This window comes from Hymenobacter sp. APR13, from assembly GCF_000737515.1.
Classification (GTDB): Bacteria; Bacteroidota; Bacteroidia; order Cytophagales; family Hymenobacteraceae; genus Hymenobacter.
Window position 1 is genome coordinate 3,734,891 of sequence record NZ_CP006587.1, and the last position, 14,957, is coordinate 3,749,847.

10 protein-coding genes are annotated in these 14,957 nt (G+C 61.9%); 7 read left to right on the forward strand and 3 right to left on the reverse strand.

The window, feature by feature from the left end; genetic code table 11:
* The first annotated feature begins 12 nt into the window (after window positions 1–12).
* Together N008_RS15585 and N008_RS15590 are read left to right on the forward strand one after the other, a co-directional pair.
* The gene (locus N008_RS15585; RefSeq protein WP_044017334.1) at window positions 13–369 is read left to right on the forward strand and encodes a winged helix-turn-helix domain-containing protein; all 357 of its coding nucleotides are present in this window, start codon (window positions 13–15) and stop codon (window positions 367–369) included.
* Between the two features lie 134 nt (window positions 370–503).
* Window positions 504–3,074, forward strand: a complete 2,571-nt coding sequence (locus tag N008_RS15590) for a TonB-dependent receptor (protein WP_044017336.1) — start codon at window positions 504–506, stop codon at window positions 3,072–3,074.
* A gap of 45 nt (window positions 3,075–3,119) precedes the next feature.
* Here the strand turns inward: N008_RS15590 and N008_RS15595 are convergent, their stop codons facing one another.
* Window positions 3,120–4,085 carry a HEAT repeat domain-containing protein gene (locus N008_RS15595; protein WP_044017337.1) on the reverse strand — a complete coding sequence of 322 codons (966 nt, stop codon included), beginning with the start codon at window positions 4,083–4,085 and terminating at the stop codon, window positions 3,120–3,122.
* Window positions 4,086–4,730: 645 nt separating this feature from the next.
* On the opposite strand from N008_RS15595, the gene N008_RS15600 reads away from it, so the two are divergent.
* From N008_RS15600 to N008_RS15610, 3 genes are all read left to right on the forward strand, one after another.
* Window positions 4,731–5,270 carry a (2Fe-2S)-binding protein gene (locus tag N008_RS15600; RefSeq protein ID WP_052381618.1) on the forward strand — a complete coding sequence of 180 codons (540 nt, stop codon included), beginning with the start codon at window positions 4,731–4,733 and terminating at the stop codon, window positions 5,268–5,270.
* Window positions 5,271–5,370: 100 nt separating this feature from the next.
* Window positions 5,371–6,393 (forward strand): FAD binding domain-containing protein, encoded by a 1,023-nt coding sequence (locus tag N008_RS15605; protein ID WP_044017339.1) that lies wholly within the window; start codon window positions 5,371–5,373, stop codon window positions 6,391–6,393.
* A 5-nt stretch (window positions 6,394–6,398) separates the two neighbouring features.
* Entirely contained in the window at window positions 6,399–8,630 is a 2,232-nt protein-coding gene (locus N008_RS15610; protein WP_044017341.1) for a xanthine dehydrogenase family protein molybdopterin-binding subunit, read from the forward strand.
* A 195-nt stretch (window positions 8,631–8,825) separates the two neighbouring features.
* Here the strand turns inward: N008_RS15610 and N008_RS22420 are convergent, their stop codons facing one another.
* Together N008_RS22420 and N008_RS15615 are read right to left on the reverse strand one after the other, a co-directional pair.
* Complete coding sequence (locus tag N008_RS22420; protein ID WP_231569725.1) at window positions 8,826–9,713, reverse strand: TIR domain-containing protein; 888 nt, start codon at window positions 9,711–9,713, stop codon at window positions 8,826–8,828.
* A gap of 91 nt (window positions 9,714–9,804) precedes the next feature.
* Window positions 9,805–10,971 (reverse strand): MFS transporter, encoded by a 1,167-nt coding sequence (locus tag N008_RS15615; RefSeq protein ID WP_044017342.1) that lies wholly within the window; start codon window positions 10,969–10,971, stop codon window positions 9,805–9,807.
* Window positions 10,972–11,372: 401 nt separating this feature from the next.
* On the opposite strand from N008_RS15615, the gene ygiD reads away from it, so the two are divergent.
* Complete coding sequence (ygiD, locus tag N008_RS15620) at window positions 11,373–12,209, forward strand: 4,5-DOPA dioxygenase extradiol (RefSeq protein ID WP_044017344.1); 837 nt, start codon at window positions 11,373–11,375, stop codon at window positions 12,207–12,209.
* Window positions 12,210–12,472: 263 nt separating this feature from the next.
* Window positions 12,473–14,944: a M1 family metallopeptidase gene (locus tag N008_RS15625; RefSeq protein WP_044017346.1), complete on the forward strand. Its 2,472-nt coding sequence runs from the start codon at window positions 12,473–12,475 to the stop codon at window positions 14,942–14,944.
* Window positions 14,945–14,957: the final 13 nt, after the last annotated feature.

The following is a 14,957-nucleotide window of genomic DNA, read 5'->3' on the forward strand; positions in this document are numbered from 1 at the left end:
AAAATTGCCCGTATGAAAGACCTGCTGCGCCCCGACCTGACCTTCCGCCTCACCGGCCGCCTCTGGGTGGAATCCGCGGACGACCGGTTTATGGGCATCGGGCGGCTGGAGCTGCTGCGCCAGATTCAGCAGCACGGCTCCATCTCGAAGGCGGCGCAAGAAATGGGTATGTCGTACAAGCGGGCCTGGGATTTGGTGTCGTCGCTGAATGCCCAGAGCGCCCGGCCGCTGGTGCTCACCCAAACCGGCGGTAAGCGCGGCGGCGGCACCGTGGTAACGCCTGAGGGCGAGGCGCTGATTGCGGAGTTCGAGGCCCTGCAGGCCCGTTTTCAGGCGTTTCTGGCGGCGGAGGCTGAAGGGCTGTTCTGATATAGGTTCCCGCAGAAGACGCAGAGGTTTTCGCAGACGCGGAGGTCGTTCACTGCGTCCTCTGCGCAACCTTCTGCGCCCTCTGCGGGAAACCCGGGCGCGCCATATTCGTTATGTTTGTAAAAATATAACGCATGAAACACGTTACGCCCGCTCTGTTGCTGCTTCCGATACTGGCCCACGCCCAGGCCCCCGCCGATACCACGCGGCTGGGGGAGGTGGTGGTGACGGCCTCGAAGGTGGAGGAAAGCATCCTGCAGTCGCCCGTAACGGTGGAGAAGCTCAACGCCCGGCAGCTGCGGCTTACGCCCGCGGCGTCGTTTTTTGATGCCCTGGAACACCTGAAGGGCGTGCAGATGATTACGCCCAGCCTGGGGTTTCGGGTGCTGAACGCCCGGGGCTTCAGCAACACCACCAACGTGCGCTTCGCCCAGCTCGTGGACGGCATCGACAACCAGGCCCCGCACATCGGCGGGCCCATCGGGAACGTGCTGGGGCCGAGCGACCTGGATATTCAGGCCGTGGAGCTGGTGCCGGGCACGGCTGCGGCGCTGTACGGGCTCAACGCCATCAACGGGCTGGCCAACTTCAGCACCCGCAACCCGTTTCGCAGCCCCGGCCTGAGCGTGCAGCAAAAAACCGGCATCAACCACCTCAACGACCCGGCCACCGGTGCGCACGCCTTTTCCGAAACCAGTGTGCGCTACGCCCGGGTGCTGGGCCCGAAGTGGGCGGTGAAGGTGAACGGCACTTACCTGCGCGGCTACGACTGGATTGCCCGCGACCCGACCGACATCAACCCCAACGGCAACGCCACCACCGGCCTGCCGGGGGCCGATAACCCCGCCCGCGACCCGGTGAGCAGCTACGGCAACGAATCCTCGAACCGCTCGACGCTGACGCTGGGGGGCAAAAGCTACCAGGTGGCCCGCACCGGCTACCGGGAGCAGGACGTGACCGACTACCAGCTGCAAACCCTCAAGTACGACGCGGCCCTGCACTACAAGCTCTCGGACAAAACGGAGCTGGCCTACACCTACCGTGGGGCCAGCTTCGACAACGTGTACCAGCGCAGCAACCGGTTCCGGCTCGACAACTACCACCTGCAGCAGCACGCCCTGCAACTCATCGGCCCCGTAGTGCAGGCCCGTGCCTACTTCACCCAGGAGAACACCGGCCGCAGCTACAACCTGCGCAGCATGGCTGAAAATCTGGACCGCAGCTTCAAGCCCGATGCCCGCTGGAACCAGGACTACACCGCCGCCTGGAACCAGGCCGGGGCCGACAGGCAGACGGTAGCTCAGGCCCACGCCACGGCCCGCGCCGCCGCCGATGCTGGCCGTTTGCAGCCGGGCACGCCGGAGTTTCAGCAGCGCCTGCGCGAGCTGGCCGACATCAACAACTGGGACCAGGGCGCGGCCCTGCGCGTGCAGGCCGACTTGCTGCATCTGGAAGGCCAGCTGAACCTCGGCGAAGCCCTGCGCCGGGGCGGCGGCAAACGCCTGCCCGCCTGGGCCGACGTGCTGTTGGGTGTCGACCACCGCACGTACTTTATTCAGCCCGATGGCAACTACTTCATCAACCCCGCGGCGGGGGAGGACCCGTACAGCACGCTCACGTACGGCAAAATGGGCGGCTTTGTGCAGGCCGGGGCGCGGCTGTGGCAGGAGAAAATTCGCCTGACGGCCACGCTGCGGGCCGATAAGAACGATTATTTCAGTACCCGCTTCAACCCGCGCCTCACGGCCGTGTACTCGCCCACCCAGCGCCACAACTTCCGGGTGAGCTACCAGAGCGGTTACCGGTTTCCAAGCTTGTTTGAGGGGTTTTCCAACGTGAACAGCGGGCAGGTGAAGCGCATCGGGGGGCTCCGGGTGATGTCGGACGGGGTATTTGAGAACAGCTACCTGCGTAGCTCCATTGATGCCTTCAACGCCGCCGTGACCCGGAGCGTGAACACCGGCAGCCTCTCGCGCAGCCAGGCTATCAGCCAGAACCAAGGCCTGCTGCAGAAAAACCCCTACACCTACCTGCGGCCCGAGCACATCTATTCCATCGAGCTGGGCTACAAAGCGGCGCTGCTGCCCGGCGGCCGCTTGCTGGCCGACGTGGACTTCTACTCCAACACCTACCGCGACTTTACTGCCCAGGTGGAAGCCTACGTACCCCTGGACGCCACCGGCCAGCCCCTGTCCCCCAACTCCGACCAGAACGCCGTGGCCACCGCCCTGAGCGCCCGCGCCGGCCAGGCCCGCTACCGTCTCTGGACGAACTCCCGCAGTCGGGTGTACAACTACGGCGGCTCCTTGGGTTTGCGCTACGAGGTGGCCGGCGGCTATCTAGCCGGAGCCAGCACCACCTACGCCCGCCTGCGCCGCACCGAGTCGGGCGACGGGCTGGAGGACGGCTTCAACACCCCGCGCTGGGCCGCCAACCTGAGCCTGGGCAACGAAAACGTGGCCCACAACTTCGGTTTCGGCCTCAATTACCACTGGCAGCAGCGCTATTACTCCCAAACCTTCCTGGTAACCGGCTACGTGCCCGCCTACGGTACTCTCGACGCCCAGCTGAGCTACCGCCTGCCCGAGCCCAACCTGCGCCTGAAGCTGGGCGCCAGCAACGTGCTCAACCACTACTACGCAAGCTACCTCGGCGGCCCTAATGTAGGCGGGCTGTACTACCTGCAGGTTACGTACGGGCTGTAAGGGGCCGCATGGGGAGGAGAGCAGGGCATATTAACGGAGGCGCATCTACAAAGCAGATACCAGCTCCATCAGGGCCTTTTGTACCGTCGGTATGCGGGTGCAGATTCTGGGGTCCATGATGTTGCCGCCAAAGCCATTCTCTTCTTCAGACGCCTTCTTAACCAGCTTCTGGAGCGTGGGCTTGAGGTCGTGCGGCTGGTGAGCTGCCAGCGTACGGATGGCTACCACTTTGGTGAAATCGGTTGTGTTGTTGTCTTGCAGCAACTGCAGCAACTCCTGATGGGCTTCCGGCGTGTTAATAGCCATCAGGGCGCGGGCGGCAGATACCTGCGCATGAAAATTGTCTGCGTCGTGCAGGAAAGGCAGCGTAGAGGCGTAATACTCGGTGAAGCCCAAGTGGTAGATAGTTTCGAGAGCCACATGCTGCCGGAAAAAGTCCGCCATGCCTTCCTCGCTGATCGGAGCGGGCTTGTGGGCTAGTTGCTCAGTAATAAATGCCCGAACCGGGGCCGCGTCGTAGGGCAGGCCATGGTATTTCCGGAATATGGCGCCCATCGTCATTTCGTACACCGGCTGCTCGACGCCTGCCTGGTGGTAGCTGTGCCGGTAAGTTGCGTAAACGATACCCTTCGACACACCAGCGAAGCCAGTACTGGGCGTGGCCAGGCTGAAGCCTCCCTGCGGATTCTTCTTCAGAAAAAAGTACGCTGTGTCTGCCGCATCAAGGTGAAATTCCGGCCCGTGCCCTCCCGAAGTGCTGCACAAGTCCAGCAGGTAAAAGTCCGTGACCTGCAGGCTCCCGTCCAGAGTGCCGCCCGCTGCATCACGGATAATTTGTAGGGTCAGTTGCTGCTTGTCAGCTTTTGTGACTGTGGCTAAAACAAAGTGGTCGGCCTCCTTTACTACTCGTTCATGCCAGGGCTCGTCCCAGGTGGTGGCACGGGCGGCAGAGGCTACTAAAACTAAAAGAACTGCCAATAGATAACGGCAGTTGACGTACCAGCCAGACATAGCAAAACGGAATAATACGGTGACGATAAAGCAACCTTACAATAGTAAGGGCTTTTGGCCAGAACTTCGGAAGGTGAATTTTCTATTCGATGCTTGACTCCCTTCGCACTACTTCCACTACAAGCCCCCGCTGACTGAAACCCGGTTTTCTACCTTCGCCGGCCAGCTGACACCGCAGCAGTTAGCTAGAGGGGATTTCCTTAGGCCCGGAGTTTCAGCAGCTATATACCCCACGCTGGCCCGGCTGTGCCCCAGCGCCACATTGCGGCCTACCTGGGCATTACGCCCAAGTCGTTGAGTCGGCGGCGAGCGGGGCGGGGGACCCGGCAGGTAGTTAAAAACCCGGACCGTAGGCCTGGCGTGAGTGTTGTGTTTTATAAAATATAAGGAAAGGCAGAACCTAATCTTGCTGCTGGTATTCCGAGAACCGGATTTGTTTAGATTAATTCTTGATATGGAGCTAATCCGCTGAAAAACCAAGCGGTAGGTGAGGGTTGAGGAAAAGGATAGGATTTTGTACAGGAGAAATACGGCCGAAAGCATAACGCTGGTGTGGAAGCTCGCGTAACCTGATAAGTCTGCCTTGCCGATCCGGTCAGGCTGGGCTTGCCTGCGTTTCCACTCCAACACCACAATGCTCTTTCTATGATCCAGCAACCGATTCCCTCAGCCGCCAGCGCCGGTGTGGTAGCTGCGCCGCCGCCCACCAGCCCGGTGCAGCTTACTATCAACGGGCAGCAGCACACCCTCCAGATTGCGCCCTGGACTACCCTGCTCGACGCTCTGCGCGAGTATGCCGGCCTCACGGGTACCAAAAAGGGCTGCGACCATGGCCAGTGCGGCGCCTGCACGGTGCTGGTAAACGGCAAGCGCGTGAACAGCTGCCTGACCCTGGCCGTGATGCACGACGACGACGACATCACCACCATCGAGGGCCTGGGCACCCCGGAGGCCATGCACCCGCTGCAGCAGGCTTTCGTCGACCACGACGCCTTCCAGTGCGGCTACTGCACGCCCGGCCAGATCTGCTCGGCTCAGGGCCTCATCAACGAAGGCAAAGCCCACACCGAAGACGAAATCCGGGAGCACATGAGCGGCAACCTCTGCCGCTGCGGCGCCTACGTAGGCATCCTGAATGCCGTGAAGGAAGTGGTGGATAAAGGCAGTAATGAGGTGAGGAAGTAACTGGGAATGAAGTAAGGCCCTGTTTGCTTGCGGCGAACGGCAACTGCTTCTCCTGTACTGCCTCATCACAAGTCACTTCATCACCTCATCACCCTACACCATGAATTCATTTACCTACCACCGCGCGACGGCCGTTGAGGATGCCGTGCGGGACCAGGCCAGCCACCAGGGCTCGGCCTACATCGGGGGCGGCACCAACCTCATCGACCTGATGAAGGAAAACGTGGAGCGCCCCACCCACCTCGTGAGCGTGGCCAAGCTGCCGCTGGCTGCCATCGAAAGCCTGCCCGACGGCGGCCTGCGCCTGGGCGCCATGGCCACCAACGCCGACACGGCCTGGAACGAGGACGTGAAAAACCGCTACCCGCTGCTCAACCAGGCCATTCTGGCCGGCGCCTCGCCCCAGCTGCGCAACGCGGCCACCAACGGCGGCAACCTCATGCAGCGCACCCGCTGCTTGTATTTCTACGACCTGGCCACGCCTTGCAACAAGCGTGAGCCGGGCACCGGCTGCTCGGCCATCGGGGGCTTCAACCGCATTCATGCCATTCTGGGCGCCAGTGAGCATTGCATTGCCACCCACCCGTCGGATATGTGCGTGGCCCTGGCGGCGCTGGCTCCTACGGTGCGCGTGAGCGGGCCCAACGGCGAACGGAGCATTGCCTTCGACGACTTCCACCGCCTGCCCGAAAATCAGCCCGAGAAAGACAACACCCTGGCTTCCGGCGAGCTGATCATCAGCCTCGACCTGCCCGAGAAAGGCTTTGAGAAGAACTTCAGCTACCTGAAGCTGCGCGACCGGACCAGCTACGCCTTCGCCCTGATTTCGGTGGCGGTAGGGCTGGAGCTGGAAGGCGGCACCATTAAGGACGCCCGCCTGGCGCTGGGCGGCGTGGCCCACAAGCCCTGGCGCGACCAGAAGGCCGAAGCCATGCTGAAAGGCCAGCCCGCCACCGAGGATACCTTCCGCCGCGTGGCCGCCCAGGTGGTGGCCGACGCCAAAGGCCAGGGCTCCAACGACTTCAAGATTGCGCTGGCCCAGCGCGCCATCGTGCGGGCCCTCAAGCAGGCCGCCGACGGCTCGCAGAAGGCTTCCGACGTATTTCAGAACTCCAATCCCTAACCCGCATGAGCACCACTAACTATATCGGCACCGCCACCAGCCGCGTCGACGGGCCGGCCAAGGTGACGGGAACGGCCACCTACGCCGCCGAGTACCACCTGCCCAACATGGCGTATGCCTACGTGGTGAGCAGCCCCATTGCCAAGGGCAAAATCACGAAGATCCACGCCGACGAGGTGCTGGCGCTGCCCGGCGTTATTCAGGTGTTTTCGCACGAGAACGTGCCCTCCGTGGCCTGGCTCGACAAGAAGCACAAGGATCTGGTAGCGCCCGGCGGCTCGCCGTTCCGGGCTCTGCAGGACCCCGAAATCCAGTTCAGCCAGCAGCCGGTGGCCCTCGTGGTGGCCGACTCTTTTGAGCTGGCCCGCTACGCGGCCTCGGTGCTGCGCATCGAGTACGACGAAGAAAAGCACGAAACCAACCTCGAAACCCAGCGCGCCAAAGGCTACGAGCCGGGCAGCGGCAAAACCGGCTTCCAGCCGCCGCCGCCGCCCCGCGGCAACCCCGACAAAGCCTGGGGTGCCGCCGAGCACCGCATGGAGGCCGAGTACGTGCACGGCACCCAGCACCACAACCCCATGGAGCTGTTCAGCACCACGGTGGAGTGGCGCGGCGAAGGCCAGATTACGGCCTACGACAAAACCCAGGGCGTTTTCAACGTGAAGAACTACCTGGTGGGCGTTTTCGGCCTGAAGAAGGACGACGTGCGCGTGGTGAATGAGTACATGGGCGGCGGCTTCGGCGCGGGCCTGCGGCCGCAGTACTCGGTGTACCTGGCCGTGCTGGCCTCGCTGGAGTTGCGCCGCTCGGTGCGCCTCACGCTCACGCGCCAGCAGATGTTCAGCTTCGGCCACCGGCCCCACGTGCTCCAGACCGTGAAGCTGGCCACCAACCCCGATGGCACGCTGGCCGCCCTGCAGCACCATGCCCTCCACGAAACCTCTCACTTCGAGGACTACACCGAGAATGTGGTGAACTGGAGCGGCATGCTCTACCAGTGCGAAAACGTGAAGCTGGGCTACCAGATTGCCAAGCTCGACGTATTTACGCCTCTCGATATGCGCGCCCCCGGCGCCGCCTCGGGCAGCATTGCGCTGGAAGTGGCCATGGACGAAATGGCCTACGCCGCCGGCCTCGACCCGTTGGAGTTCCGCCTGCGCAACTACGCCGACCGCGACCAGAACGTAGATAAGCCCTTCTCCAGCAAGAAGCTGCGCGAATGCTACCACCAGGCCGCCGCCAAGTTCGGCTGGGACCAGCGCAGCCAGGAGCCGCGCTCCATGCGCGACGGCAAGATGCTGGTGGGCTGGGGCATGGCCGGTGGCGTCTGGGATGCCACCCAGCAGAAATCGGCCGCCAAAGCCTCCATCACGGCCGATGGCAAGCTGACGGTGCTGAGCGGCGCCGGCGAAAACGGCGCCGGCACTTACACCATCATGACGCAGATTGCGGCCGAAACCCTGGGCCTGCCCCTGGAAGCCGTATCCTTCAAGCTCGGCGACACCGACCAGCCCGAAGCCCCGCTGCAGGGCGGCTCCTGGACGGCAGCCTCCGTGGGAACGGCCATCCAGAGCGTGTGCCAGGACCTGGCCGGCAAAATCCTGAAGCTGGCCCAGAAGCAGGACGACTCCCCGCTCAAGGACGCCAAGTTCGAGGACGTGGAGTTCCTCAACGGCCAGATTCGCCTCCGCGCCGACCACAACCAGTCCGTAGTAATCCGCGACGTGCTGCAGGCCAGCGGGGAAGCCAAAGTGGAAGCCGATGGCTCTACGATGCCCAACATGCTCAAGCAGAAGCAGTACTCGCTGCACGCCCACAACGCCGTGTTTGTGGAAGTGAAGGTAGACGAGGACCTGGGCACGGTGCACGTGACGCGGGTGGTGAATGCCATTGCCGCCGGCCGCATCATCAACCTCAAAACGGCCCGCTCGCAGGTGTTGGGCTCGGTCGTGTGGGGCATCGGGGCGGCTCTGATGGAGGAAACCGTGATGGACCACAAGTTCGGGCGCTACATGAACCACAACTTTGCCGAGTACCACGTGCCCGTCAACGCCGACATTCACGACATCGACGTCATCTTCGTGGATGAGGAAGACGATGTGGTGAACCCGTTGGGCGCCAAAGGCATCGGGGAAGTAGGCATGCTGGGGGTAGCCGCCGCCGTGGCCAACGCCATCCACCACGCCACCGGCAAGCGCGTCCGCGACCTGCCAATTACGATTGACAAGCTGCTGTAACGAAGTGTAGCATAGGCTTCAGCCTGTGCCGTCAGCCGCAAAAAAAAACGCCCCGCAACCAGATGGTTGCGGGGCGTTTTTTTGTGTGAACTACAAGCTGCAGTAACCGCCGCCGCTTGCCGTAACGCAAACCGCCCCGTAACCGTGAGGTTGCGGGGCAGATTTGTGAGTGGAAAAAAAATGTGTCTTGAGCACTCAGATGACAAGATTCATATCAATCTTGTATCCGCTACTTCTAAGCTCTTTAGCAAGACTTAGTTTCCAATCATTTGCCATTGATATGTAAACTACACCAGAAATGTCATTAGGGGTCTCAATATTCCCTTTTACCAAAGCACATACATTATTTCTGCCTATTTTACCAATTAAAAAACCATGCTCAAAAACGACATTTTGACGTGCCCTAGATTGAAGATTTTCTGCATCTTCTTTACTTGCTCCAACATCGCAAGGTGTATATAATACTATGCCGAATCCTACATTAGAATGAGCTTCGATTTTCTCTATAATTGTTCTTCCAGAGCTTGCTTGCTCATGAAGAATTATTGGGTTTAGCCCTAATTTCTCTATAAATCGTGCGGTTTCAATTTTGGCTAATTCATCATGGCCATGTACTATGAAAACCTTATTTAGGTCAGCTGTTGCATTTATAGAAATTGACTCTTTCTTATCTACTGAGTCGGATGATGATTTTATTAATTTGACTTTTTGATGTAAGTTCTCAAGATTATTTACTTTGCTTTCAATTTTTGCAATTTGTCCTTGCAAAATTTGATTTTCAGTTGGCGGTGGAGCCCCAATACTTCGAATTCGCATGCCGCTCCATTCACCCGCATTATCATACGAGTGCCTATATTCGTTGTACGGAATGTTGAATGATTGCTTCAATAATTCCAGATTATAATCGTTCCATGACGAAAAAAAGGTATACAGTGTTTTTGGGTAATTTTGATCATTTTTATTATTCAATATATCTCTTGCTATTTTGATTCTTTCTTGAAGCTCTTGCGAAAAATGTTCCTTTGATTTAATGAGCACTGTAACCTCATTTTGTTCTGATTGATTATTTCTCTTTGTTGCCATTTAATCTGTGAATTTAAGTTGCTATTTATTGCAAGGGCAATATAGTCCTCTTTGTATAAAATTTCTGTAAAAGCTAAAACTTACAATAATTTTAAACTGCCCGCCTTCCCCGCCACAACGCCCACAGCCCCAGCGCCGGGCCGATGGCCAGGGGCAGCAGCAGCAACTGAGGCGGCAGGCGCGGGGCCAGCCAGCCGGTGAGTTGCACGCTCCCGATGGTCAGGGCAAACCCCAGGCAGTTGACGATGGTCAGGGCCGCGCCGCGCGATTCGGCGGGGGCGTGCCGGGCCACTAGGGTGGAGAACATGGGCGAGTCGGCCACCACCACCAGCCCCCAGAACGCCAGAAACGCCACCAGCCCCACCACCGAGCCCCCGCCCAGCACCAGCCCCGAAGCCACACAGCACGCCCCCGACAGCGCCAGCGCCGTGGTGGCTACCCGCGCCGGGCCCAGCCGCCGGGCCAGCAGCCCCGCGCCCACGCAGGCCAGGCTGCCCCCGCCAATAATGCCGAACGAGAGCAACGGCACCGGCAGCGCCGCCGCCGGGTGCCGCGCCTGAAACGCCTCCAGCACCACCGGCACAAACGCCCAGAACGCGTACAGCTCCCACATGTGCCCGAAGTAGCCCAGCGCCGCCGCCCGAAACTGCGGCTGCCGGAACCCCGCCAGAAATGCCGTGATGCGGGGCCGCTGCCCGGGGCGGCGGAAAGGGCCATCGGGCACCAGCAGCAGCAGCGCCACCCCGCCCAGCACCGCCAGCGCCGAGGTAGCGCCCGTGACGTAGTACCACGGCAAGTGCTCCGTAACGCTACGCAGCAAATGCGGAAACGCCGTGCCCAGCACCAGCGCCCCCACCAGCCAGCCCAGCGAGCGGCCCAAGCCCTCCTGGTAGTAGTCGGCGGCTATTTTCATGCCCACCGGATAGATGCCGGCCAGGAAAAAGCCCGTCAGGAAGCGGCAGGCCAGCAGCCCTTCGGCCCCGAGGTCGCTCAGGTGCACGCCCAGGTTGGCCGTGGCCGCCGCCAGCGCACTCACAAAAAACACCCGTGAGGGCGAAAACCGGTCGGCCAGGGCCAGCAGCGCAAACAGCAGCGTGCCGCTGATGAAGCCCAGCTGCACGGCGCTGGTGAGCGAGGCCACAAAACCGGCCGGCAGCTGAAACCGCGCCGCCAGCTCGGGCGCCACGGCATTGCCGGCAAACCACAGCGAGGTGCAGCAGAACTGCGCCCCCACAATGGTGGGAAGAGTACGGGACATGAGAGCGGGCGAGAAAGTGGGAGAGCCGCGAAAGTACCCAAATCGGTCGGTTGCCGCGTTTCTTATCCTACATCAAGTCTCCGCCGTTTCGGGCCGGGTACCTTTGGTGTGTCGAAGCAGGTTAGAACGTCAACTACCGCCCGTCATGCTGAGCCTGTCGAAGCATCTCTACTGCTTCATTGGATTACTACTGCAACGAAGCGGTAGAGATGCTTCGGCAAGCTCAGCATGACGTTCTTTTAGCCTGACGTTCAAAATAACTGCCCGAACGGTGTAGAGACGCGACACTTCGCGTCTCGTCGTTGCTGACGTTGTTTACCTGACGTAGTTCCAGCTGTTCAACGACGAGACATGAAGTGTCGCGTCTCTACACCCCCGATAACGTCCTCATTATAGCTGCCATGAACTCCCTGCAAGATCTTCACAACACCGCCCGCAGCTTCCAGACCACCGCAAAAATGCCCGTGCTGTTTGTGGGCCACGGCTCGCCCATGAACGCGCTGGCCGATAACGCCTTCACCCGCACGCTGCACCAGCTGGGCCTCGATATCCGGAACCGGCAGCCGCCGCGGGCGGTGCTGGTAGTGTCGGCGCACTGGCTCACGCGCGGCACCTTCGTGGGCGTGAACGAGCGGCCGGACACCATCCACGACTTCGGCGGCTTCCCCCAGGAGCTGTTTGCTATGCAATACCCCGCGCCCGGCGCCCCCGACGTGGCCCAGGAGGTGCTGCAGGCCCTGCCCGACGCCCATCCCACCGACGAGTGGGGCCTCGACCACGGCACCTGGACGGTGCTGCACCACGTCTTCCCCGAAGCTGATATTCCGGTGTTCCAGCTCAGCATCGACTACCACCAGCCGATGACCTACCACGCCGAGCTGGCCCGGCAGCTGCAGTTTCTGCGCCGCCGCGGCGTGCTGATTCTGGGCAGCGGCAACATCGTGCACAACCTGCGCCAGAGCATGCCCAAGCTGATGGCCGACGACCCCACACCCTACGCCTGGGCCGCGGAGTTCGACGAGTGGGCCAAGCGCAAAATCGACCAGCGCGACTTGCACGCGCTGGCCCATTACCAGCAGGCCGGCGCCAGCGGCCCCCTCGCCGTACCCACCCCCGACCACTACATCCCGCTGCTCTACAGCCTGGCCCTGGCCGAGCCCGACGACGACATCCGCCACGCCTACGAAGCCGTGGAATACGGCGGCCTGAGCATGCGCACGTTTGTGGTAGGAGGGTAGAAGAGGAATTTGGCCTGTGATATACAGAACGTCATGCTGAGCTTGCCGAAGCATCTCGCGTGCTGACGTTGCTAAATCGTTAGATGGTAACCGCTCCGTAGCCCAGGGTTTAAACCCTGGGCTAGTGAAGCAACATCAGCACGCGAGATGCTTCGGCTGCGCCTCTGCATGACGTGCTGTAGTTGACGTTCTTCAGGTCCCAGGCAACGCCTGCGCCCCAGGCGGCATCTGGCGAAGCACAGGTTTTCTACCTTGTCCTCCCTATGCGCCAACTCCTCCCGCTGCTGCTCAGCCTGACCGCCGCCACGGCCGCTACCGCCCAGACGCCCGCCACCACCTACCGCGCCGCCGAGCGCAGGGTCAACGACCTGGTGCACACCCGGCTGGATTTGCGCTTCGACTACGCCAAACGCTACGCCTACGGACAAGCATGGGTGACGCTGAAGCCCCACGGCTACGCCACCGACTCGCTGCGGCTCGATGCCAAGGGCATGGATATTAAGCAGGTGAGTTTGGTGCAGAATGGCGCGCCCCAGCCGCTGAAATTCACCTACAACCGGCAGCAGCTGTTGGTGCAGCTGGGCCGCGTGGTGCCGGCAGGGGAGGCCTACACGGTGTACGTGGAATACGTGGCCAAGCCCGATGAGCTGGGGGCCAAGGGCAGCGCGGCCATCGGCGACGCCAAGGGGCTGTACTTCATCAACCCCGACAGCGCCGTGGCGGGCAAGCCGGTGCAGATCTGGACCCAGGGCGAGACGGAATCCAACTCGGCTTGGTTTCCCACCATCGACAAGCCCAACCAGAAATCCACCTCCGAAATCAGCCTGACGGTGCCCGCCAAGTACGTCACGCTTAGCAACGGCGCCCTCGTCAGCCAGAAGCCGGCCGGCGCGGGTCTGCGCACGGACACCTGGAAGATGGACCAGCCGCACGCGCCCTACCTGTTCATGCTGGCCATCGGCGACTTCCGCAAAACCACCGATACCTGGCGCGGTAAGGAAGTCAGCTACTACCTGGAGCCGCAGTATGCCGGGCAGGCGCGGTCCATCTTCGGCAAGACGCCGCGCATGCTGGAGTTTTTCTCTAACCGGCTCGGGGTGGAGTTTCCGTGGAATAAGTACGCCCAGGTGGTAGTGCGCGACTACGTAGCCGGGGCCATGGAAAACACCTCCGCTTCCCTGTTCGGGCCCCAGGCCCAGGGCTCGGCCCGCGAGCTGCTCGATTGGGAGTACGCCGGCGTGGAGCGCGAAGTGGCCCACGAGCTGTTCCACCAGTGGTTTGGCGACTACGTGACGGCCGAAAGCTGGGGCAACCTGACCGTGAACGAGAGTTTTGCCAACTTCTCGGAGGTGCTTTGGGCCGAGCATGAGTACGGTCCCGATGCCGGCGCCGCCCAGGCCTACCGCAGCCTGCGCACCTACCTCATCGACCCCAGCAACCACACCAAGCCCCTGGCCCGCTACCAGTACGCCGACAAAGAGGACCTGTTCGACAACGTGAGTTACCAGAAGGGCGGTAGCATCCTGAACATGCTGCGCGCCTACCTGGGCGAGGCGGTTTTCTTCAATGGCCTGAAAACCTACCTGACCCAGAACGCCTTCGGGACCGGGGAGCCGCACCAGTTGCGGCTGGCGCTGGAGCAGGCGTCGGGGCAGGACCTGAACTGGTTTTTCGACCAGTGGTACTACCGCCCCGGTCACCCCATCGTCAGCATTGACTACGCCTACGATGCTGCCCACCGGGAGCAGACTGTGACCATCAAACAAACCCAATCCGGCCCAGCGTATCAGCTGCCGCTGGCGGTGGACGTATACCTGAATGGTAAGCCGCAACGGCATCAGGTAAGGATGACGCAGGCCGCCGAAACCTTCCGTTTCCCGGCTGCCACCCGGCCCGAGCTGGTGAACGTGGACGCCGACAAGGTGCTGCTCTGGCAGAAAACCGACAACAAGCCCCTCACCGAGTACGCCACCCAGCTCCGCCTCGCCCCGCGCTACCTCGACCGGCGCGAAGCCCTGGCCGCCGCCCAGACCCAACTCAAAGCCCAGCCCACCGACGCGCTGGCCCGCCAGCTGCTAACGGCCAGCCTTACGGATAAGTCGCCGGGGCTGCGCCAGTTCGCCATCGAAGCCCTCGACCTGCAGAACCTTGCCCAGCGCAAAGCTGCCGCGCCGGCTCTGGCCCGACTGGCCGCCACCGACACCGTGGTAGCGGTGCGCGCCGCCGCCCTCACGGCTCTGGGCACGTTGAAGGACAAGCAGTACGCGCCGCTGTTCACGAAAGCGCTGGAAAACCCCTCGTACCGGGTGCAGGGCGCGGCGCTGCTGGGGCTGCTGGGGCTGCGGCCGGAGCAGGCGCTGGCCCGCGCCGCTGCCTTCGAGGCCGACAACAAGGGAGCCCTCACCGTAGCGATGGTGCAGGTGTACGGCCAGGCCGGCAGTCCTGCCCAATGGTCCCTGATGCGCACCAAATACGACGCGGCCGACCCACCTAGCCGCTTCAGTCTGCTGGCCAGCGTCGGCAGCATGATGGGCCGCACCGACGATGCCGCGGCCCTCACCGAAGGCATCACCCGCATCAAAGACCTGACCGTGCGCTACAAACCCTACATCGACTCCGCCCGCCTCATCGGCCTGCTCCGCCAGATCGAGCAGCAGCAAGCCACCCGCCCCAACGCGGCCCTGGTTGCCCGGCAGGTAACCGCCGCCGTCGCCGAAATCGAAGCCGCCAAGTAGAGACGCGTATTCG